The 22,014-nt window shown below is 70.4% G+C and carries 15 protein-coding genes; 11 read left to right on the forward strand and 4 right to left on the reverse strand.

Features of this window, described 5'->3' with window-relative positions; translation table 11 throughout:
• Positions 1–101: 101 nt before the first annotated feature.
• From ABZ877_RS29520 to hflX, 5 genes are all read left to right on the forward strand, one after another.
• The gene (locus ABZ877_RS29520; RefSeq protein WP_361077184.1) at positions 102–569 is read left to right on the forward strand and encodes a hypothetical protein; all 468 of its coding nucleotides are present in this window, start codon (positions 102–104) and stop codon (positions 567–569) included.
• 43 nt (positions 570–612) lie between these two features.
• Positions 613–1,518 (forward strand): diaminopimelate epimerase, encoded by a 906-nt coding sequence (gene dapF / locus ABZ877_RS29525; protein WP_361077021.1) that lies wholly within the window; start codon positions 613–615, stop codon positions 1,516–1,518.
• Between the two features lie 140 nt (positions 1,519–1,658).
• Positions 1,659–3,791, forward strand: coding sequence for an HD domain-containing protein (locus ABZ877_RS29530; protein ID WP_361077024.1), 2,133 nt, complete (start codon positions 1,659–1,661; stop codon positions 3,789–3,791).
• An 87-nt stretch (positions 3,792–3,878) separates the two neighbouring features.
• Complete coding sequence (locus ABZ877_RS29535) at positions 3,879–5,357, forward strand: M1 family metallopeptidase (protein WP_361077027.1); 1,479 nt, start codon at positions 3,879–3,881, stop codon at positions 5,355–5,357.
• A gap of 186 nt (positions 5,358–5,543) precedes the next feature.
• A complete protein-coding gene (gene hflX, locus ABZ877_RS29540; protein ID WP_361077030.1) occupies positions 5,544–7,067 on the forward strand; it encodes a GTPase HflX in 1,524 nt (507 codons plus the stop codon).
• 122 nt (positions 7,068–7,189) lie between these two features.
• On the opposite strand, the gene ABZ877_RS29545 is transcribed toward hflX, so the two are convergent.
• Together ABZ877_RS29545 and ABZ877_RS29550 are read right to left on the reverse strand one after the other, a co-directional pair.
• Positions 7,190–8,443 (reverse strand): hypothetical protein, encoded by a 1,254-nt coding sequence (locus ABZ877_RS29545; protein WP_361077033.1) that lies wholly within the window; start codon positions 8,441–8,443, stop codon positions 7,190–7,192.
• A 322-nt stretch (positions 8,444–8,765) separates the two neighbouring features.
• Entirely contained in the window at positions 8,766–9,989 is a 1,224-nt protein-coding gene (locus ABZ877_RS29550) for a hypothetical protein (RefSeq protein WP_361077036.1), read from the reverse strand.
• Between the two features lie 485 nt (positions 9,990–10,474).
• Here ABZ877_RS29550 and ABZ877_RS29555 point away from each other — a divergent pair, with 485 nt between their 5' ends.
• The gene (locus ABZ877_RS29555) at positions 10,475–12,034 is read left to right on the forward strand and encodes a diaminobutyrate--2-oxoglutarate transaminase family protein (RefSeq protein ID WP_361077187.1); all 1,560 of its coding nucleotides are present in this window, start codon (positions 10,475–10,477) and stop codon (positions 12,032–12,034) included.
• A 198-nt stretch (positions 12,035–12,232) separates the two neighbouring features.
• Here ABZ877_RS29555 and ABZ877_RS29560 read toward each other — a convergent pair whose 3' ends face one another.
• A complete protein-coding gene (locus ABZ877_RS29560) occupies positions 12,233–12,472 on the reverse strand; it encodes a hypothetical protein (RefSeq protein WP_361077039.1) in 240 nt (79 codons plus the stop codon).
• Between the two features lie 33 nt (positions 12,473–12,505).
• Between ABZ877_RS29560 and ABZ877_RS29565 the strand changes: the two genes are divergently transcribed.
• From ABZ877_RS29565 to ABZ877_RS29580, 4 genes are all read left to right on the forward strand, one after another.
• Entirely contained in the window at positions 12,506–14,341 is a 1,836-nt protein-coding gene (locus ABZ877_RS29565) for an IucA/IucC family protein (RefSeq protein ID WP_361077042.1), read from the forward strand.
• 83 nt (positions 14,342–14,424) lie between these two features.
• Positions 14,425–15,399: a GNAT family N-acetyltransferase gene (locus ABZ877_RS29570; RefSeq protein ID WP_361077044.1), complete on the forward strand. Its 975-nt coding sequence runs from the start codon at positions 14,425–14,427 to the stop codon at positions 15,397–15,399.
• Positions 15,400–15,456: 57 nt separating this feature from the next.
• The gene (locus ABZ877_RS29575) at positions 15,457–17,556 is read left to right on the forward strand and encodes an IucA/IucC family siderophore biosynthesis protein (RefSeq protein ID WP_361077047.1); all 2,100 of its coding nucleotides are present in this window, start codon (positions 15,457–15,459) and stop codon (positions 17,554–17,556) included.
• 40 nt (positions 17,557–17,596) lie between these two features.
• Complete coding sequence (locus ABZ877_RS29580; RefSeq protein ID WP_361077050.1) at positions 17,597–19,594, forward strand: ATP-dependent DNA helicase; 1,998 nt, start codon at positions 17,597–17,599, stop codon at positions 19,592–19,594.
• A gap of 408 nt (positions 19,595–20,002) precedes the next feature.
• Here ABZ877_RS29580 and lexA read toward each other — a convergent pair whose 3' ends face one another.
• Positions 20,003–20,788, reverse strand: coding sequence for a transcriptional repressor LexA (gene lexA, locus ABZ877_RS29585; protein WP_361077053.1), 786 nt, complete (start codon positions 20,786–20,788; stop codon positions 20,003–20,005).
• Between the two features lie 548 nt (positions 20,789–21,336).
• On the opposite strand from lexA, the gene nrdR reads away from it, so the two are divergent.
• Positions 21,337–21,885: a transcriptional regulator NrdR gene (gene nrdR, locus ABZ877_RS29590; protein ID WP_361077057.1), complete on the forward strand. Its 549-nt coding sequence runs from the start codon at positions 21,337–21,339 to the stop codon at positions 21,883–21,885.
• Positions 21,886–22,014: the final 129 nt, after the last annotated feature.

The following is a 22,014-nucleotide window of genomic DNA, read 5'->3' on the forward strand; positions in this document are numbered from 1 at the left end:
GATGGCATCGGGACGCTCCGGCCGTCATCCGGGCCTCCCCGGGCGTGCCATCATCGACCAACGATCGACCAGTGGAGTCCGAAGTGGGAGGGCGCGTGGCGATGGAGGCCGGCCCTCGTGACACCGCACCGGGCGGGGAGCAGTTGAGCCCCGACGGTCCAGAGGCGACCCCGGACGGCGTGATCGCCGACGGGCCCACCGCCGAGGAGCTGACCGCCCAGGACGAGGCGGCCGAGGTCGAGATCGAGCTGCGCCCGCAGCGCAGACTGCGCATCTGGCAGCTCGCCCCCATCGTGATGCTCGCCACCATCGGCTCACTGATGTTCGCCTTCCCGCTCTTCTTCGAGTTCGGGGACGGCGGCGCGGTCGTCGCCATGCTGGGCCTGCTGATCAGCTCGTGCGCGGCCGGCTGGGGCATGATGGCCGCCCGCCGGGTGGGCTACACCCTGCCGGGTCTCCCGCCCCGCGGCTCGGGCAGATGGCCGGACTGGCGCGTGGTCGGTGCGTACGTCGTCGTGGTCGCGGCGGTCGCCGTCCTGGCCGTCTGGCGCGTGGCCCGGCTGCGCTGACCGCGCCGCCGGGACTGTCGGACCGATCTCGTACGATCGAGAGATGACCACCTTCCTCAAGGGCCACGGGACGCAGAACGACTTCGTGATCATCCCGGACGCGGAGAACGGCATCGAGCTGTCCGCCGCCGCGGTGGCCACCCTGTGCGACCGCCGCGCCGGCATCGGCGCCGACGGCGTGCTGCACGTCGTGCGCTCCGCCGCTCACCCCGAGGCGCGCGCCATGGCGGCCGAGGCGGAGTGGTTCATGGACTACCGCAACGGGGACGGCTCGATCGCCGAGATGTGCGGCAACGGGGTGCGGGTCTTCGCCCGCTACCTCCAGCGCGCCGGGCACGTGGGCGAGGGCGATGTCGCGGTCGCCACGCGCGGCGGCGTCAAGCACGTCCACATCGACAAGGAAGGCCTGATCACGGTCGGCATGGGCAAGGCTGAGCTGCCTTCGGGGGACGTCACCGTCTCCGTCGGCGAGCGCACCTGGCCCGCGACGAACGTGAACATGGGCAACCCGCACGCCGTCGCCTTCGTCGAGGACCTGGCCCACGCGGGCACGCTGTACGACGCGCCCCCGTTCGCCCCGGCGAGCGCCTACCCGCAGGGCGTCAACGTCGAGTTCGTCGTCGACCGCGGCCCCCGGCACGTCGCCATGCGCGTGCACGAGCGCGGCTCCGGCGAGACCCGCTCCTGCGGCACCGGCGCCTGCGCGGTGGCCGTCGCCGCGGCCCGAAGAGACGGCCTCGACCCCGCCGTCACCGGGGCCCCGGTGACGTACGAGATCGATCTGCCCGGCGGCCGGCTCACGATCACCGAGCGGCCCGACGGCGAGATCGAGATGACCGGGCCCGCGGAGATCGTGGCCGAGGGCGTGCTCGACGCGGAGTGGTTCGCGTCGCTCTCCGCGCCCGCGACCGAACAAGCAGACCAACCTGGCGAAACCGTAAACCTGTGAACTGTCGCTCGAATGGGTGATCCGTTTCACGCTGGGCGAGAGCTGGACTGTGGCACGTGATGGGCTCGGTAGCATCAAGCACCGGTCCGGACGGGTGCCCCCGCCAGCCCGCCGCCGGGTCGAGAAAGCCGGAGGTGCTCATGAGTGCGGAGGCGACCAACCCCGCCATGCCAGGGGCGATCACGCCCGGAGCACACAAGAGGCGTGGCCGCCCCCGGATCGACCTGCGCCGCCTCGGCCGCGCCGCGCTCCTCGGCTCCACCGGCCGCGACCGGCTCCCCGACGCCATCGGGCACGTCGTCGAGGCGCACCGCGCGCACTATCCGGACGCCGACCTCGACGCCCTGCACCGCGCCTACGTCCTGGCCGAGTCCTCGCACCGCGGCCAGATGCGCAAGAGCGGCGAGCCCTACATCACGCACCCGCTCGCGGTGACGCTGATCCTGGCCGAACTCGGCGCCGAGAACACGACGTTGACCGCCTCCCTGCTGCACGACACCGTCGAGGACACGGACGTCACCCTCGACCAGGTGCGCGCGGAGTTCGGCGAGGAGGTCGCCTACCTCGTCGACGGCGTCACCAAGCTGGAGAAGGTCGACTACGGCGCCGCCGCCGAGCCCGAGACCTTCCGCAAGATGCTCGTCGCCACCGGCAACGACGTACGCGTCATGTCGATCAAGCTCGCCGACCGCCTGCACAACATGCGCACCCTCGGCGTCATGCGCAAGGAGAAGCAGGAACGGATCGCCAAGGTCACCCGCGACGTCCTCATCCCGCTCGCCGAGCGCCTCGGCGTCCAGGCGCTCAAGACCGAGCTGGAAGACCTTGTCTTCGCGATCCTCCACCCCGAGGAGTACGCGCACACCCGCACCCTCATGGCGCAGAACGCGGCACGCGCGGACGACCCCCTCGCCGAGATCGCCGAAGAGGTGCGCGGCGTGCTGCGCGAGGCGGGGCTGAACGCCGAAGTCCACATCCGGCCGCGCCACTTCGTCTCCGTGCACCGCGTCAGCCGCAAACGCGGCGAGCTGCGCGGCTCCGACTTCGGCCGCCTCCTCGTCCTCGTCGCCGAGGACGCGGACTGCTACGGCGTCCTCGGTGAACTGCACACCTGCTTCACCCCGGTGGTGTCGGAGTTCAAGGACTTCATCGCCGTCCCCAAGTTCAACCTGTACCAGTCGCTGCACACCGCCGTGGCCCGCGGCGACGGCGAGGTCGCCGAGGTCCTCATCCGCACGCACCAGATGCACAAGGTGGCGGAGGCGGGCGTCGTCGCCCTCGGCAACCCGTACACGCCGTCCGGCGAGGAGCAGGCGGACCCCGCGGACGAGGGCGCCGAGCGCTCCGACCCCACCCGCCCCGGCTGGCTCTCCCGCCTCCTCGAATGGCAGCGGTCGGCGCCCGACACCGACATGTTCTGGTCGACCCTGCGCGAGGACCTCGCCCAGGACCGCGAGATCACCGTCTTCCGCCCCGACGGCGGCACCATCGGCCTGCCCGCGGGCGCGAGCTGCATCGACGCCGCCTACGCGCAGTACGGCGAGGACGCCCACGCCTGCATCGGCGCCCGGGTGAACGGCCGCCTGGCCGCGCTCGGCACGGTCCTCGTCGACGGCGACACCGTGCAGCTCCTCATGGCCCGGACGGACGGCGCCGCCGCCTCCGAACCGTCCCGCGACTGGCTCGACCACGCCCGTACGCCCGCCGCCCGCATCGCCATCCGGCGCTGGCTGGCCGCGCACCCCGAGGGCCCGAGCGCCCCCGAGGCGGAGCCGCGCGCCCCCTACAGCGGCCCCTCGGCGCGCCCCGCCACGGCCAACGCGGTGGTCGACCAGCCCGGCGCCACCGTCCGCCTCGCCGGCTGCTGCACGCCCGTACCGCCCGACGAGATCACCGCCTTCGCCGTGCGCGGCGGCGTCGTCACCGTGCACCGCGTCGAGTGTCCCGGCGTGACCCGGATGAAGGACGCCGGGCGCGCGGAGGTCGGCGTGCGCTGGGCCGACGCCGAGAGCGCCGAGTACCGGGTCACGCTCGTCGCGGAGTCGTTCAGCCGCCCACACCTCCTCGCCGACCTCACCGAAGCCATAGCTCTCGAGGGCGTCGCCATCATCTCGGCGAACGTGGAACCGCCCACCCAGGGCGGCGTCCGGCACACGTACACCCTTCAACTCCCCGACGCCGCCCATCTGCCGGGCCTGATGCGCGCGATGCGCAATGTGCCGGGGGTGTACGACGTGGGGCGCGCCCAGCACGCGGCGGCGGGGGCCGTCTGACCGCGCCCGTCGCCGCCGGGGATCTCGTTCGGGTGGCAGTGGCGTGTGCCGCCCGTGCGCGCGCCCGCGCGCTGATAGCCGTAGTCCATGCTGCTCAGCTCCCGAAAGCCCCGCACCGCCGCGCTCGTCACCGCCGGCATCTGCGTCGCCCTGCTCGCGGCGTCCGCGCCCCAGGCGGCCACCCCGCTCGGTCTCGGTGACCGCCTCTTCCCGCACCTGGGGAACCCTGGGTACGACGTCGAGTCGTACGACATCTCCTTCACCTACGGCGGCGACAACAGCAAGCCGCTCCCCGCCGTTACCAAGATCAACGCGCGGGCGACGGCCCCGCTCGACCGGATCAACCTCGACTTCTCCCACGGCACGGTGCGCTCCGTGGCGGTCAACGGGGTCCCCGCCCGCTTCACGACCAGCGACGAGGACCTGATCGTCACGCCCGCCACGCCAATGGCCCAGGGCCAGCCACTGCGCATCACCGTCCGCCACACCAGCAACCCCATGCCCGCCAAGAAGACGGACGTCGGCTGGATCCGCACCAAGGACGGGCTCGCCATGGCGAACCAGGCGGACGCCGCGCACCGCGTGTTCCCCGGCAACGACCACCCCTCCGACAAGGCGTACTTCACCTTCCGCGTCACCGCCCCCGAGAACCTCCCGGCGGTCGCCAACGGCCGCCTCCTCGAAAAGCGGAACCGGGCGGCCGGATCCGCCACGAGCTGGGTCTACCGCACCGACCACCCTATGGCCACCGAACTCGCCCAGGTCTCCATCGGCCGCTCCGCCGTCCTGCCCGGCAAGGGCCCGCACGGCCTGCCGATGCGCGACGTCGTACCCGCCAAGGACGTCAAGGCCCTGCGCCCCTGGCTCGCCAAGACGCCCGACCAGATCGCCTGGATGGAGAGCAAGGTCGGCCGCTACCCGTTCGAGAACTACGGCCTGCTCATCGCCGAGGCCAACACCGGCTTCGAACTCGAGACGCAGACCCTCTCCCTCTTCGAGCGCGACGTCTTCATCCGCCCCGAGTACCCGAAGTGGTACGTCGAGTCGATCATGGTCCATGAACTGGCGCACCAGTGGTTCGGCGACAGCGTCAGCCCCCGCACCTGGTCCGACCTCTGGCTCAACGAGGGCCACGCCACCTGGTACGAGGCCCTGCACACCGAGGAGAAGTTCCACTACGCGCTGGAGAAGCGGATGCGCAACGCCTACGCCTCCTCCGACACCTGGCGCGCCAGTGGCGGCCCGCCCGCCGCGCCCAAGGGACCCAAGCCCGGCGAGAAGATCAGCATCTTCCGCCCCGTCGTCTACGACGGCAGCGCCCTGGTCCTCTACGCGCTGCGCCAGGAGATCGGCAAGGAGGCGTTCGAACGCCTGGAGCGGGCCTGGGTGACCGCCCACGAGGACCAGAGCGCCACCACGGCCGACTTCGTCACGCTCGCCTCCCGGGTCGCCGGACGCGACCTGACCGGCTTCTTCCACGGCTGGCTGTACGGGAAGAAGACACCGCCGATGCCGGGGCACCCGGACTGGAAGTCCGACCCGGTGCGCAAGGCGGCGAAGAAATGATCCGCGGGGCGGGGCTTCGGCCCCGCCCCCACGGGGAAAAACCCGGGTGACGAGACGGCCCGTCCCGTGCGACCATCTCTCTGGTCGGGAATCACCGGGGCGGGCCGAGCGTTGTGCCTACTGCCGGGACACCCGGGCATCCGGGACCCGACCTCAGAAGACTCATCTCAGCGACGTAAGGATCCAATGACCTCCTCTTCTTCCCCTTCCCAGGACGCGCAGAGCTTCGCGCGGAGCCTTGCGCCGAACACCACCGAAGGTCTTCGGGCCGATGCCCTGATGGAAGAGGACGTCGCCTGGAGCCACGAGATCGACACCGAGCGGGACGGTGAGCAGTTCGACCGCACCGAGCGCGCGGCCCTGCGCCGCGTGGCGGGCCTCTCCACCGAGCTCGAGGACGTCACCGAGGTCGAGTACCGCCAGCTCCGCCTGGAGCGCGTGGTCCTCGTCGGCGTCTGGACCTCCGGCACGGTGCATGACGCGGAGAACTCCCTCGCGGAGCTCGCCGCGCTCGCCGAGACCGCGGGCGCGATGGTCCTCGACGGCGTCATCCAGCGCCGCGACAAGCCCGACGCCGCCACGTACATCGGCTCCGGCAAGGCGCAGGAGCTGCGGGACATCGTCCTGGAGACCGGCGCCGACACCGTCGTGTGCGACGGTGAGCTGAGCCCCGGCCAGCTCATCCACCTGGAGGACGTCGTCAAGGTCAAGGTGGTCGACCGCACCGCCCTGATCCTCGACATCTTCGCCCAGCACGCCAAGTCCCGCGAGGGCAAGGCGCAGGTCTCGCTGGCGCAGATGCAGTACATGCTGCCGCGCCTGCGCGGCTGGGGTCAGTCGCTCTCCCGGCAGATGGGTGGCGGTGGCTCCTCCGGCTCCGGCGGCGGCATGGCCACGCGCGGTCCCGGTGAGACCAAGATCGAGACGGATCGGCGCCGGATCCGCGAGAAGATGGCGAAGATGCGCCGTGAGATCGCGGAGATGAAGACCGGCCGCGAGATCAAGCGCCAGGAGCGCCGTCGCAACAAGGTGCCGTCGGTCGCCATCGCCGGTTACACCAACGCGGGCAAGTCGTCCCTGCTCAACCGCCTCACGGGCGCCGGTGTCCTGGTGGAGAACGCCCTGTTCGCCACCCTCGACCCGACCGTCCGCCGGGCCGAGACCCCGAGCGGCCGGCTCTACACGCTGGCCGACACCGTCGGCTTCGTCCGGCACCTGCCGCACCACCTCGTCGAGGCGTTCCGCTCCACGATGGAGGAGGTCGGCGACGCCGACCTGATCCTGCACGTGGTCGACGGTTCGCACCCCGCGCCCGAGGAGCAGCTCGCCTCCGTGCGCGAGGTCGTCCGCGACGTCGGGGCCACCAAGGTCCCCGAGATCGTGGTGATCAACAAGGCGGACGCGGCCGACCCGCTGGTCCTCCAGCGGCTGATGCGCCAGGAGAAGCGCTCGATCGCCGTCTCCGCCCGTACGGGCGCGGGGATCGACGAGCTGCTCGCGCTCATCGACGTCGAGCTGCCGCGGCCCGAGGTCGAGATCGAGGCGCTCGTGCCGTACACGCACGGCAAGCTCGTCGCGCGGGCACACACCGAGGGCGAAGTGATCTCCGAAGAGCACACCCCGGAGGGCACGCTGCTCAAGGCGCGCGTCCACGAGGAACTGGCGGCGGACCTCGCGCCGTACGTCCCGACGGCGGCGGGCACGCGCTGACCGCCACCCGTCGTTCGTGAAAGAGCCCCGTCCGGGTCCGCCCGGACGGGGCTCTTCGCTACGGCGTCACGGCGTCACGGCGTCACGGCGTCACGGCCTCACGGTGTCACGGTGTCATGGCGTCACTGGCCGCCGTGCTGCTCACTCATCGTGTCGAAGACCTGCTCTGCGTCGCGGCCCAACTGCGGTCCGGCGAGCCAGGTGTTGCCTGCCGGGCCGATCGACGTGTTCGACACCAGGACGGTCTTGCCGTCCCGCACGCGGAACCAGCCCCCGCCCGACGAACCGCCCGTCATCGTGCACCCGATCCGGTACATCGTCGGCTGCTCGGGGCTGAGCGAGAGCCGCCCGGGCCGGTCGACGCACTTGTTCATCAGCAGGCCGTCGAACGGGGGAGCGGCCGGGTAGCCCCACGCGCCCATCGAACCCACCGACGGGGCCGACGGCGCGGAGAAGTCCACCGGGAGCGCGTTCCCGACCGTCTCCTCCAGCGACTTCGTGCCCCGCTCCGGCTTCACGTGCAGCACGGCGAAGTCGTACGGCGCGCCCGCGCCGCCCGACTCGGCGCCCTGGTCGATCCACTCCTTGGAGGTGGAGGCCCAGTCCGCCCAGTAGGTGCCGTACGGGGCGATCTCCGTCTGCGTCGCATTGCGCAGGGCGCTCGCCGACTTGCCCTGGTCGTTGTACGAGGGCACGAACGCGATGTTGCGGTACCAGCCGCCCGCCGAACCCGCGTGCACACAGTGGCCCGCGGTCCACACGAGGTTCGACCTGCCCGGATGGCGCGGGTCCTTCACGACGGTGCCGGAGCAGACCATCGGGCCCGCGGGGGCGTCGAAGAAGACCTTGCCGACCGGTGCCGCGTTCTCGTGGTACGGCGTCTTCTCGGCCCGCGCCGGGACCGGGGCGGGCTCCGGGTCGGTGACGCCCTGGTCGCTCGCGTAGTCCTTCGCCGCGATCGTCTTCTTCGGCTCATCGGCGGACTTCATCCGCTCGGGCTTCCACAGCCCCTCGATGACCGGGTTGACGAAGTCGCCGGCCTCGCGCAGCCAGTCGTCCTTGTCCCAGTTCTTCCAGGCCCCGTTCTTCCACTTGTCGGGGTCGATGCCGTGCTTCTTGAGCTGATCGGCGAGGTTGGCGGAGAGCCCGGGGCCGCCGGGATTCTGGGCCGAGGCGTCGGCCGTGGTCCGCGCCGCGCCCTCCTTGCCGTCCGAACCGTCGTTGCAGGCGGTGGCGGTGAGCGCCAGAGCGGCGGCGACCGCGGTGGTGGCGACGACGGTACGCCGTCTGCGGCTGCGGTCGCTGCGGTCGCTGCGGTCGCTGCGGTCGCTGCGGGCGCTGTGGCCGCGGGCGACGGATGGTCGTGTGAAACGCATGGTGCGAGTACCCCCGTGAGAAAGCAAGATCAAGTAAGGCGGGTCTGAGATTAGGGCAGGTCTGAAATCAGGGCGGGCCTGAGGTCAGGGTGAGCCTGAGGCCAGGGTGGGTCTGGAGTCAGGGTGGGTCTGGAGTCGGGCTGCGTCGGAGGACAAGGTGTGTCCTGTCGGGCGCAGGGTCCGGCTGGGTGCAGCGCTCCGCAGGGCGGCCTGAGGGCCTGGGCGTGCGCGGCACTCCACTATGCCTGGGGATGTGAGGACGAACGGCGGCGGGGCGGTGAAGGTTTCCGCGCCCTCCCGCCGCCACTTCGCCCCCCGCCGCTTACTGGCCGGCGTACTTCTTGCTCACGGCGTCATAGATCGTCCTGGCTTCCTTGCCCAGGCGCGGACCGGCGAGCCAGCCCGCCGTCACCGGACCGATCGAGGTGTTGGAGACCAGCGCCGGCTTGCCGTCGGCACCCTGGCCGATCCAGCCACCGCCGGACGAACCACCGGTCATCGTGCAGCCGATCCGGTACATCGTCGGGCTCGCCGTGGTCAGCGACAACCGCCCCGGCCTGTCCGCGCACTGGAACAACTGCTGGCCGTCGTAGGGCGGCGCCGCCGGGTACCCCTTGGCCGTCAACTGGGAGACCTTCGGCACCGCAGGAGCGTTGAAGTTCACCGGGAGCGACGCACCGACCGTCTCCTCCAGCGACTTGCCCGAACTGCCCTTCTCCGGCGTCACATGGATGACGGCGAAGTCGTACGGCGCGCCCGCACCACCGGTCGGCCCGCCCTGCTCGATCCACTGGTCCGACGTCTGCGCCCAGTCACCCCACCACACACCGTACGGAGCGACCTCGCTCCTCGGCGCACCCTGCAACTCGGCGGCCGACTTGCCCGCGTCGTTGTACGACGGCACGAACGCGATGTTGCGGTACCAGCCGCCCTTCGCACCCGCGTGCACGCAGTGACCGGCCGTCCAGATCATGTCGGACTTGCCCGGGTGGGCGGGGTCGGAGACCACGGTGGCCGAGCAGACCATCGATCCCTCGGGACCGTCGAAGAACAACTTGCCCGCGTACGGCGCACTGTCGTGGTACGGCGTCGCGGCGGCCACCGCCTTCACCGGCCGCGGCGTCGGGTCCGTGACGCCCTGGTCACCGGAGATGTCGTTCTCGTCCACCTCGCCACCGGGGTTCTTGTCCGCGTCACGCATGCGGTCCGAGTCCCACAGGCCCTCGATGATCGGGTTGACGAAGTCCCGCGCCTCACGCAGCCACTTGTCCCGGTCCCAGTTCTTCCACTCGCCGTTCTTCCACTTGTCCGGGTCGATCCCGTGTTCCTTGAGCTTCTCCTTGATGTTGTCCGGGATATGGAACGAGCCGTCACCCGCGCTCGCGGAGGACGACGCCTTGTCGCTCGCGTCGTCCTCGCTCGGACCGCACGCGGTCGCGGTGAGGGCGAGCACCGCGCCGAGCGCAACGGCCGCCGCCACGGGGGACGTTCTGCCGCGCACGCTACTGGCGCGGCGATCGGCGAACAGCGGGCGTATGGGTCGCATGGTGAGAATCCCCCTGGGCTTCGAAATCATTGCACTGCCGAACTTGCGCGGTGGACGGGCCGTCTCGCCCCTCCCCGAACGGCACCCCACACTATGCCGGTGCCATCGGCGACGACCGACGGAACAGCAACGGTTCCGTCACGGAGGGATCTTGCTGGTACTACGCAGGGTGTCTTGCGTGCCGTGTTGTAGGGGCGGCCGGGTCAGGGTGAACGGGGTGGAAATGGCCCGGTGGGGGCGAATTGTGGTGCAGGTCTCCTTGCCAGTCTTCGGACGGGCCGTGTTCCGGCCGCCTCCTCGTCGTTAGGGGATACGGGGGATTCGCAGTCGGCACTCAGCCCTCGAACCGTCCTGGCGTGCCGCCGGGCCGGTCCTCCGGTGCTGCACCCGCCGACTCGGTCCGCCCTTCGGTGAGCCGACGAGCCCAGTCGGCCGTGAACCCAGCGGGAGGACCAGCAGCCGTGGCCTTGACCGGAGAGGCCCCCTTGGAAGGGGATGCGCGCGGGACGTCCGCACGCGAAACCGCCCTGCACGACTCCATCCTGCGCCGCCAGTCCGCGCGCGAATCGGCCGCGCGCACGTACGCGCGTGCCCTGCCGATCGTGCCGGTACGGGCCCGGGGCCTCACCATCGAGGGAGCCGACGGCCGCCGGTACCTGGACTGCCTCTCCGGCGCGGGCACCCTCGCCCTCGGCCACAACCACCCGGTGGTCCTCGAAGCCATTCGCAAGGTGCTCGACTCCGGAGCGCCGCTGCACATCCTCGACCTCGCCACCCCCGTCAAGGACGCCTTCACCACCGAGCTGTTCCGGACCTTGCCGCCCGCCCTCGCCGACCGGGCCCGCATCCAGTTCTGCGGCCCGGCCGGGACGGACGCCGTCGAAGCCGCCCTGAAACTGGTACGCGCCGCCACCGGCCGCCCCGGCCTCCTCGCTTTCACCGGTGCCTATCACGGCATGACCGCCGGGGCCCTCGAAGCATCGGGCGGCGCCCAGGACGTCCGGGTCGCACGCCTGCCCTATCCGCAGGACTACCGCTGCCCCTTCGGCATCGGCGGCCCGCGTGGCGCCGAACTCGCCGCCCGCTGGACCGAGACGCTGCTCGACGACACCAAGTCGGGTGTGCCCATGCCGGCCGGCATGATCCTCGAACCGGTGCAGGGGGAGGGCGGCGTCATCCCCGCCCCCGACACCTGGCTGCGCCGCATGCGGGCCGTCACCGAGTCCCGAGGAATCCCGCTGATCGCCGACGAGGTGCAGACCGGCGTCGGCAGGACCGGCGCCTTCTGGGCCGTGGACCACAGCGGCGTCGTGCCGGACGTGATGGTCCTGTCCAAGGCGATCGGCGGCAGCCTCCCGCTCGCCGTCATCGTCTACCGCGACGACCTCGACGTCTGGGGCCCCGGCGCACACGCCGGCACCTTCCGCGGCAACCAACTCGCCATGGCCGCCGGAACTGCGACCCTCGCCTACGTACGCGAGAACGGCCTCGCCGAACGCGCCGCCACACTCGGCACCCGCATGATGACCCAACTCCGCGCCCTGGCCCGGCAGCACCCCTGCATCGGCGACGTCCGGGGCCGCGGCCTGATGATCGGTATGGAACTCGTCGACCCGGGGGGCACCGCGGGCCCCGCCCATACGGCGCCGGACGCCGTCGTACCCCACCCCGGCGACGAGGTCGCAGAGGTCCCCGGCCCGTTCCCCGCCCCTGACGTCACGGAACCCACCCACCTCACCGGCGCACCGCACACCGACGACTTCTCCGCAGACCCCCTCCTCGGCGAACCGGCGACCGCACCCCTCCCCGCCGCCCCGGCCCTCGCCGCGGCCGTCCGCGACGCCTGCCTGGACCGCGGCCTGATCGTCGAACTCGGCGGCCGCCACTCCAGCGTCGTACGCCTCCTGCCACCCCTCACCATCACCGACGAACAGGCGGCGGCGATCGTCGACAGGCTCGCGGACGCCCTGGCCGCCGTGGCCCGAACAACACCTAGCCACACCAGCAGACGGCGGCACGCCCTGCCCCAGCGAAAGCCGCGGTAACCGGAACGACCGGACCACCGCCCCACGGAGCCTCCCACCCCACGCAAGGAAACACTCTTGAACGCCACCCCCGCATCCGACGGCCGCCCCCGCCCCTTCACCGCAGGAACCTGCGACCCGCAGACCTTGAGCGACCCGGAACACGAAGCGGTCCTCCGGAAGAAGAGCGGCGTCCAAGAGGCCGAACGTCCGCACACCTCAACCGCCCACTTCACCGACACCGTGCATGTCGTCGACGCCGTGAACGTTGCCGATGCCGTCACGGTCCGCGACGTCGCTGGTGTGGTGGATGCGCCTGATGCGGCTGGTGTGATGGGTGCGGCTGGTGCCGCTGATGCAGTTGGTGCGATCCCCGCGGCAGATGCCGTGGATGCGGCAGGGGCAACCGGCGCGATTGGCGCGGTCGTCGGGGCCGGTGCCATCGATCTGCTCGAACACCCCGACCCCACCACCGCCGCCCAGCTCGCGGCCGTGGAGAACCTGCTCCGTTGCTGGGTACGCGAGAACAACATCTCTCCTCCTCCCGTCGGCGCCCTCCGCATCGCCCTGCCCGCGAGCGGCACCGCTCTCCTCGTTCCGATCCTTTACTGGTCACTCACCGGCTGGCACCGCTTCGGCCTCCCCTACCTGGAGGACGGCCCCCAGGGCGCCCCCTGCGTCGACGCCGTGACACTCGCCGCCCTCCTGAGCCGCGAATCCGGTTCCACGGAGAGGGCCGAGGGCGGGCCGATCGCGACAAGGGACGGCACCGAGGCCCACAAGGAGGCCGATACCGCGCCCGATGCCGAGGCCGACGCTGCACCCGGCACCGACGCCAGCACGGTTGACCTCCCCACCGCCCCCTCGGGCGAAGGCGGTGACCTGGTGGCTCGCGTCGCCGACTCCGTAAGCCGCACGGCCGTGTTCATCGCCGACCGCCGTCAACGTCGCGAGGACAACCCCGACCGCTTCCTCGCCGGGGAACAGGCCCTGCTCCTCGGCCACCCGCTGCACCCCACGCCCAAGAGCCGTGAGGGCCTGTCCGAGGCCGAAGCGCGCCTCTACTCACCGGAGTTGCGCGGCTCCTTCCCCCTTCAATGGATCGCCGTCGCGCCCGATGTCCTCGCCCACGACTCGGCCTGGACCGAACGCGGCCGCCCCGTCCCCGCTCCCCGCCTCACCTCCCAACTCGCCGGACCCGGCCTCCCGTTGCCGGACGGCTTCGCCGCCCTTCCCCTGCACCCCTGGCAGCTCCGCGAACTGCGGCACCGTCCGACCACCGCCGCCCTTCTCGACGCCGGCCTCCTGCGTGAACTCGGTCCGCACGGCGAACCCTGGTTCCCCACCTCTTCCGTCCGCACCCTGTACCGCCCCGGCACCCAAGCGATGCTGAAGCTCTCCCTCAGCCTGCGGATCACCAACTCCCGCCGCGAGAACCTTCGCAAGGAACTGCACCGGGGTGTCGAGGTCCACCGGCTGCTCCGCAACGGCCTCGCCGAGCAGTGGCACGCCGCCCACCCGGGCTTCGACATCGTCCGCGACCCGGCCTGGCTCGCCGTCGACGACCCGAACGGTGACCCCGTCCCCGGGATCGATGTCATGATCCGCAACAACCCCTTCCGCCCCGGCGACGACGTCTCCTGCATCGCGGGCTTCGTCTCACCCCGGCCCCCGTACGACCCGGCGGGCTCCTCGGACCGCACCCCGATGACCTCCCGGCTCGCCGACACCATCACCCGCCTCACAACTCGGACGGGACGATCGCGTACCGCCGTCGCGACCGAGTGGTTCCTGCGCTACCTGGAGCACGTGGTGCGCCCCGTGCTCTGGCTCGACAGCGAAGCCGGTGTCGCCCTCGAAGCGCACCAGCAGAACACCCTCCTCCTGCTCGACGCCGACGGATGGCCCGTCGGCGGCCGCTACCGCGACAACCAGGGCTACTACTTCCGCGAGTCCCGCAGAACCGAACTCGACCAGCGGCTCCCCGGCATCGGCACGCTCAGCGACACTTTCGTCTCAGACGACGTCACCGACGAGCGATTCGCCTACTACCTGGCCATCAACAACGTCTTCGGCCTCATCGGCGCCTTCGGCTCCCAACGGCTCGCCGACGAACGCCTGCTGCTCGCCGCATTCCGTCGCTTCCTCGTCGAGGCGGCCACCGGCGCCAACCGACTGCGCAGCCCACTGCCGAGCCGACTGCTGGACTCACCGAAGCTGCGCTGCAAAGCGAACCTCCTGACCCGGTTGCATGGCCTCGACGAACTCGTCGGCCCTGTCGACACCCAATCCGTCTACATCACCCTCACCAACCCCCTCCATGTCTGACGTCCTGGTCCAGAACCCGGCCGGAAGACCCTGTCCCGCACTTCGTCCCGTACTCCGCACCACTCCCTGAGAGGAGCGTTGCCGTGCCCCCTGCCGATGCGAGCACCGATGCTGATGCCGAGGCCAACATCAGGGCCGACGCAGACATCGCTCCCGCGCCCGGCGCCCGGCCCAGCGCCCCGCTCGGCGAGTCCACCGACCCGTCGACGGACCCGGACTGTCAGGACACCCTGGACCTGCGCCTCTCCGACGACGTACTGGCACTCATCGCAGAGCAGGACGCCCAGGACAGCCAAGGCAGCCATGACGGACACACAGGGGACAGCGGGCATGGCGCACAGGGCAGACGGGACGGACGGAACGAACTCCACAGTGCAGACGCTCAGGGCGGACCGGGCGAACAGGAAGAGTGGCATGGTCGGCTAGGCCAAGACAGCGCCGTGAGCGGGCGTTGGAGCATCCCCGTCTTCTCCGGTTCGACCCAGCACGATCTGCTCGACCGCGTGGGGGAGTGGGGACCGGTCACCACTCCCTCAGGTGTCTTCCAGCTCGTCCCGGTCCGCATCGAGCGTGACCTCAAGCTCATCAGCCGCTGGATGAACGACCCCGCCGTCGCCGCCTTCTGGGAACTCGCCGGCTCCGAGACCGTCACCGCGGACCATCTGCGCCCGCAACTCGACGGCGACGGTCGCAGCGTGCCCTGTCTCGGTGTCCTCGACGGCACGCCCATGAGTTACTGGGAGATTTACCGCGCCGACCTCGACCCGCTCGCCCGTCATTACCCCGCCCGTCCGCACGACACCGGAATCCACCTCCTCATCGGTGGTGTCGCCAATCGCGGTCGGGGCCTCGGAACCACACTGCTCAAAGCTGTGGCCGACCTCGTACTCGACCATCGCCCGCCCTGCGGGCGCGTCATCGCAGAACCAGACCTTCGCAACACCCCTTCCGTCTCCGCATTCATGAGCGCCGGCTTCCGCTTCTCCGCCGAGGTGGACCTCCCCGACAAACGAGCCGCGCTCATGGTCCGTGACCGGGCCCTGCGCACCATCCTCTGACCTGGTCACTCCTAGTACACCGCTCGACCCGATCCGGTTCCCTCGCGAGGAGTTCCCGTGCCGAATTCGCCCGTCGTCCCGAACCCGGCAGAGCCACCCGTGCTGTACGACCCGCCCGAGCTCACGCGGGAGAACTGGGAACGGGCGGGAGCACGTCTGCTGGCCAAGCTGATCGGCGAATTCGCGTACGAAGAGATCCTCCGGCCCCTGCCCGTCGGCCATGACACGGCCGCGACGTCCCCCTACCACCCGTACACGCTGACCGTTCCCGCCCGTGACGGACAGGAGAAGGAGACGGAGTGGAACGGTCACGGCGGGCCCGAGGCGACCGGAGAAGCCGACGGGGGCACGGTCCGGTTCCGGGCCCGACGGGGTGCGTACGGCAGTTGGCAGGTGGACCCCGAGAGCATCGAGTGGGTGGCCGACGGACCGATCGCCGCGGGCGCCGCGCTGGCTGCACCGGTCACTTCAACCCGACTGACAACCCCGGCCGCACCGGTAGCGACGGCCGCACCAGTCACTTCTGCCCCATCGGTCTCGTCGACCCCAGCAGTCCCAGCAGGCCCATCAGCCCCATCGACCCCCTCGGCAGCGGAGACCGCGCCGGTCACACCGACCCCTCCCGAACGGTTCACAGACCCGCTTGTCTTCCTCCTTCGCATCAGCAGCCTCATCGGTCTCGACGGCACCACCCTCGGCCACCTCATCCGCGAGCTGTCCATCACCCTCGCCGCCGACGCCCGTCTCGACCACACCGCCGCAACCGCGCCTCACCTCGCGGACCTGGGCTACGCCGAGCTGGAGGGGCATCAGACCGGTCACCCCTGGATCGTTCTCAACAAGGGCCGTCTCGGATTCTCGGCAACCGACATCTCTCGCTGGGCCCCAGAAGCACGGCGCCCCACGAGCCTCCCCTGGATCGCCGTCCACACCAGCCTCGCCACGTACCGTGGCGCCGCCGGGCTGGAGTCCGCTGACCGTCTCTACTCCCGCGAACTCGGTCAGGCCACGCGTGAGTTGTTCGCGGACGAATTGCGCGCACGGGGCCTGGACCCGGATACGTACCTCTATTTGCCGGTCCATCCCTGGCAGTGGGACGACACCGTGCTTCCGCTGTTCGCCTCCTCCATCGCCGCGGGCTTGATCGTGCCGCTCCCTACGGACGGCGACGTCCGACTGCCTCAGCAATCGATCCGTACGTTCCTCAATATCAGCCGCCCTGACCGGCACACGGTCAAATTGCCGCTCTCCGTTCTCAACACCCTTGTGTGGCGCGGGTTGCCCACAGAGCGCACCGTCGCCGCCCCCGCCGTCACCACTTGGATGCACGCGCTGCGCGACGCCGATCCCTTTCTCAGGGACGAGTGCGGAGTCATCCTGCTGGGTGAGGTGGCGTCCGTCGCGGTGCAGCACCCCCTGTATGGAGGGCTCGACGAAGTCCCTTACCAGTACAAGGAACTGCTCGGCGCCATCTGGCGCGAGCCGGTGACCCGCTACCTCGCGCCCGGTGAGCGGGCCCGCACATTGGCTTCCTTGTTACTTGTCGACCCCCACGGGCGCGCGTTCACGACAGAACTTATTGCGCGCTCCGGACTCGACGCGAGGACCTGGCTGCGCCACCTCTTCGCCGCCGTCCTCCCACCCCTGCTGCGATTCCTGTACCGCTACGGCACCGTGTTCTCACCGCACGGGGAGAACGCCATCATCGTCTTCGACGAGCACGACGTACCGGTCCGTCTGGCGGTCAAGGACTTCGTGGACGACGTCAACGTCAGCGCGCACCCGCTCCCGGAACACGACTCCATGCCGGACGACGTCCGGGCCGTCCTGCTCACGGAGAGTCCCGCCTTCCTGACGCAGTTCATCCATTCCGGGCTGTTCGTCGGAGTCTTCCGCTACCTGGCGCCCCTGTGCGAGGAACAACTCGACGTGTCGGAAGCGGAATTCTGGTCCCTCGTGCGCGCCGAGATCCTGCGCCACCACGCCCGCTTTCCGGAGCTCAAGGAGCGGTACGAGATGTTCGACCTGCTCACGCCCCGTATCGAGCGGCTGTGCCTCAACCGCAACCGTCTGCACCTCGACGGTTACCGCGACCGGGCCCACCGCCCCCACGCCGCCGTCCACGGCACCGTCGCCAACCCCCTCCACCAACCGTGATCGCCGGATTGTCAGTGGGGCCGTTTAGGGTGGTCGAGCTATGACGAAGCCCTCACTCCCCGAGCTCCTGCACGCCGCCGTCGCCGCCGTCGGCGGCACGGAGCGCCCTGGCCAGGTGACCATGGCCGAGACGGTCGCCAAGGCGATCGACGACGGTTCCCATCTGCTGGTCCAGGCGGGCACCGGCACCGGTAAGTCCCTCGGCTACCTGGTGCCGGCGCTGGCCCATGGAGAGCGCGTCGTGGTCGCCACGGCCACGCTGGCCCTCCAGCGCCAGCTCGTAGAGCGGGACCTGCCGCGCACGGTGGAGGCGCTGCATCCGCTGCTGCGTCGCCGACCCACCTTCGCCATGCTCAAGGGCCGGTCGAACTATTTGTGCCTGCACCGCCTCCACGAGGGCATGCCGCAGGACGAGGAAGAAGGGCTCTTCGACCAGTTCGAGGCGGCCGCGCCGACCAGCAAGCTCGGGCAGGACCTGCTGCGCATGCGGGACTGGGCGGACGAGACCGAGACCGGTGACCGGGACGATCTCACGCCAGGCGTCTCGGACCGGGCCTGGTCCCAGGTCTCCGTGTCGTCCCGGGAGTGTCTGGGCGCCTCGAAATGCGCATACGGGCAGGAATGCTTCGCGGAGATGTCCCGCGAGCGCGCCAAGCTCTCCGACGTCATCGTCACCAACCACGCGCTGCTCGCGATCGACGCCATCGAGGGCGCCCCGGTCCTGCCGGAGCACGAGGTCCTGATCGTCGACGAGGCCCACGAGCTGGTGTCCCGGGTGACGGGCGTGGCGACCGGCGAGCTCACGCCCGGCCAGGTCAACCGCGCCGTGCGCCGGGCGGCGAAGCTGGTGAACGAGAAGGCCGCCGACCAGCTCCAGACCGCCGCCGAGGGCTTCGAACGGCTCATGGAGCTCGCCCTGCCGGGCCGCCTGGAGGAGATCCCCGAGGATCTCGGCTATGCCTTGATGGCGCTGCGTGACGCCGCGCGTACGGTCATCACCGCCATCGGCGCCACACGGGACAAGTCCGTCCAGGACGAGGACGCCGTGCGCAAGCAGGCGCTCGCCTCCGTGGAGTCGATCCACGATGTCGCGGAGCGGATCACGAACCAGTCGGAGTGGGACGTCGTCTGGTACGAGCGGAACGAGCCCCGCGCGGGCTCCTCCTTCCGTCAAAGCGGCGCGTCCCTGCGCGTGGCACCCATGTCCGTATCGGGTCTGCTGCGCGAGAAGCTCTTCACCGACCGCTCGGTGACCCTGACGTCGGCGACGCTGAAGCTCGGCGGTGACTTCAACGGCGTAGGGGCCTCGCTCGGCCTGGCGCCCGAAGGCACCCAGGGAGACGACATGCCGGTATGGCAGGGCGTCGATGTGGGCTCACCGTTCGACTACCCGAAGCAGGGCATCCTTTACGTCGCCAAGCACCTGGCCCGCCCCGCGCGCGAGGGCACGCGGACCGACATGATGGACGAGCTGACGGAACTGCTCCAGGCAGCCGGCGGAAGGACGCTCGGGCTCTTCTCCTCCATGCGCGCGGCCCAGGCGGCGGCCGAGGAGCTGCGGACGCGCGTGCCCGAGTATCCGATCCTGCTCCAGGGCGAGGACACCCTCGGCGAGCTGATCAAGAACTTCGCGGCGGATCCGAAGACCTGTCTGTTCGGCACCTTGTCGCTCTGGCAGGGCGTGGACGTACCGGGGACGGGTTGCCAGTTGGTCGTCATGGACAAGATCCCGTTCCCCCGGCCCGACGATCCGCTGATGAGTGCCCGCCAGAAGGCGGTCGAGGAGGCGGGCGGCAACGGCTTCATGGCGGTGGCGGCGACACATGCCGCGCTGCTGATGGCGCAGGGAGCGGGCCGTCTCGTGCGTGCGACGGGGGACCGTGGCGTCGTCGCCGTGCTCGACCCGCGCCTGGCGACGGCCCGCTACGGCAGCTATCTGCGGGCGTCTATGCCGAACTTCTGGTACACGACGGACCGCAACCAGGCGCGGCGCTCGCTTGCGGCGATCGACGCGGCGGCGAAGGCGGAGGGGAAGTAGCGCAGAGTCGCGCCTTCGCACGGGGAGCTCGGCGAGCAAGCAGGGCTGGGGTGGCGGCACAGCAGCCGGGCCAGTCGGTAGCGCGCCGACGGGTGATTCGGGGCTTGGCCCTGAACGGGGTCCGCTGATGAAGCCCCCTTGGACGTAAAACCTCCGCGCATCGAAGGGGCGATCGACGTACCCAGGCCCCCTCTGCGCAGGCCCCGGCGATCAGCACAGCCTCCAGCGCAGCTGCCCTCAGCAACCCGGCCCGGCAGCACAACCCGCCCCAGCAGAATCCAGCCCCAACAAACCCCGGCGCTCAACAAAACCCCGCCCAGAACACCCCGGGCACAGCCAGCGCAGCGCAGCGCCCAGCCCTGGGCCCCGGAACCGGCGCAGTTGGTTCCGGGGCCCGGTCAGGGAGAGTCACACGCGGCGGAGGACCGCCACCACCTTGCCGAGGATGGTCGCCTCGTCGCCGGGGATCGGCTGGTACGCCGCGTTGTGAGGGAGGAGCCACACATGGCCGTCCTCGCGCTTGAAGCGCTTGACGGTGGCCTCGCCGTCGAGCATGGCCGCCACGATGTCGCCGTTCTCCGCGACGGGCTGGCGGCGGACCGTGACCCAGTCGCCGTCGCAGATCGCGGCCTCGATCATCGAGTCGCCGACGACCTTGAGCACGAACAACTCACCGTCGCCGACGAGCTGCCGGGGGAGGGGGAAGACATCCTCGACCGACTCCTCGGCGAGGATCGGGCCACCCGCGGCGATCCGGCCGACGAGCGGCACGTACGAGGCCGCCGGCTTGCCCGTCGTGTCCGTGGGCTGCGCGCTCGGCTGGTCCGAGCCCCGCACCTCGTAGGCGCGCGGGCGGTGCGGGTCGCGGCGCAGGAAGCCCTTGCGTTCGAGAGCCATGAGCTGGTGGGCCACCGACGACGTGCTGGACAGGCCGACGGCCTGGCCGATCTCCCGCATCGACGGCGGGTACCCGCGACGCTGCACCGAGTCCCGGATGACCTCGATCACGCGACGCTGGCGGTCGGTCAGCCCCGAGCTGTCGGCGCGGATGCCTGGAGGTCGGCCGGGCAAGGAGCGGCCGGGCTTGGCCCCCTCCTGGGTCATGGCTGCGTCATTCACTGCATGCACCGGCTCGAGTCGTCCCTGGGCGCGGCCCTGGGCGGTGATCATGGCACTGTCTGCGGTGGTGGTCACGTCGGTCGGCCCCTCTCGAGAATGTCTCCCTAGCTAGCCAACGGTAGTTCCTTTCGAAAGGTTGCGCCAAACACACGTTCGAGTGAAAAACCGTAGTTTGCTTGTCGTGATCATGTGCCTGGGTGTATGACCGTCGGCCGGGAGCACGGCATTTCGGTTCAATCCGGTACGCTTCACCGCCGTGGCCGAGACCCGCTCCGAGGGCTGCCTCAGTCTGCCATTGACCGCCTCGCCGTCCGGGCACCGCCCCCTCCTCGCGTGCGTCGCGTGGTTTCGGGTCCGTTTCGGAGTCGGCAGCGGTGCGATGGGGCCCGTGGCCTGTGGTGTTTCCGGGGAGTGTGCGTGCGACTCCGTTTTCCGCGACACGCTCTAGTGCCCCAAAGGCAGCCGAACACCACATCTAGTGGTTGGATGGCATCAGCAGCCCAGGGGTTGTGGTCCCGGTGGTTTCGCTGACCAGGTCATCACCTATGCTTGGGGCTGCTTCGAGGGGCGGGAAAAGCCTCTTGGGGCTATTGAGGCGTGCCATGAAGGAGGGTTGGGAGTACATGCACTGTCCCTTCTGCAGGCATCCCGACAGTCGTGTCGTCGACAGCCGCACCACCGATGACGGCACCTCGATCCGCCGTCGCCGTCAGTGCCCGGACTGCTCCCGTCGTTTCACGACGGTGGAGACGTGTTCGCTGATGGTCGTCAAGCGGAGCGGGGTCACCGAACCCTTCAGCCGCACCAAGGTCATCAACGGTGTGCGCAAGGCGTGCCAGGGCCGTCCGGTGACCGAGGACGCGCTGGCTCTGCTCGGCCAGCGGGTCGAGGAAGCGGTACGGGCCACCGGGAGCGCCGAGCTGACGACCCACGACGTGGGCCTGGCCATACTGGGTCCACTCCAAGAGCTTGATCTCGTCGCTTACCTGCGCTTCGCGTCCGTCTACCGGGCGTTCGATTCGCTGGAGGACTTCGAGTCCGCGATCGCGGAACTGAGGGAACAGGTGCTCGACGCGGCGGCGTCGGGCCGCGCGGGCGGAGAGCGCGCGGAGAGTGACGGCGGGAGCGGAGGGGCCCTTGAGGTCCCCGTGCCCGCCCAAGCCGCCGACTGACCGGTTCCGGGTCAGCGGCGGCATCCACAGACCTGTCGCGGGCGGCATGAGCGGCGTTCGCGATACAAGACACACACCGTGCCACGGAAATTTCGCGGCACTTCAGGGCGTTTTAGCCCGGTATATGGG

The organism is Streptomyces sp. NPDC046939 (assembly GCF_040644575.1).
GTDB lineage: Bacteria > Actinomycetota > Actinomycetes > Streptomycetales > Streptomycetaceae > Streptomyces.

What these genes read in the sequence shown, in the direction of transcription:
- ABZ877_RS29520 (WP_361077184.1), top strand. Translation starts at nt 102, where the DNA reads ATGGAGGCCGGCCCTCGTGACACCGCACCGGGCGGGGAGCAGTTGAGC.
- dapF (WP_361077021.1), top strand. Translation starts at nt 613, where the DNA reads ATGACCACCTTCCTCAAGGGCCACGGGACGCAGAACGACTTCGTGATC.
- ABZ877_RS29530 (WP_361077024.1), top strand. Translation starts at nt 1,659, where the DNA reads ATGAGTGCGGAGGCGACCAACCCCGCCATGCCAGGGGCGATCACGCCC.
- ABZ877_RS29535 (WP_361077027.1), top strand. Translation starts at nt 3,879, where the DNA reads ATGCTGCTCAGCTCCCGAAAGCCCCGCACCGCCGCGCTCGTCACCGCC.
- hflX (WP_361077030.1), top strand. Translation starts at nt 5,544, where the DNA reads ATGACCTCCTCTTCTTCCCCTTCCCAGGACGCGCAGAGCTTCGCGCGG.
- ABZ877_RS29545 (WP_361077033.1), bottom strand. Translation starts at nt 8,443, where the DNA reads ATGCGTTTCACACGACCATCCGTCGCCCGCGGCCACAGCGCCCGCAGC.
- ABZ877_RS29550 (WP_361077036.1), bottom strand. Translation starts at nt 9,989, where the DNA reads ATGCGACCCATACGCCCGCTGTTCGCCGATCGCCGCGCCAGTAGCGTG.
- ABZ877_RS29580 (WP_361077050.1), top strand. Translation starts at nt 17,597, where the DNA reads ATGACGAAGCCCTCACTCCCCGAGCTCCTGCACGCCGCCGTCGCCGCC.
- nrdR (WP_361077057.1), top strand. Translation starts at nt 21,337, where the DNA reads ATGCACTGTCCCTTCTGCAGGCATCCCGACAGTCGTGTCGTCGACAGC.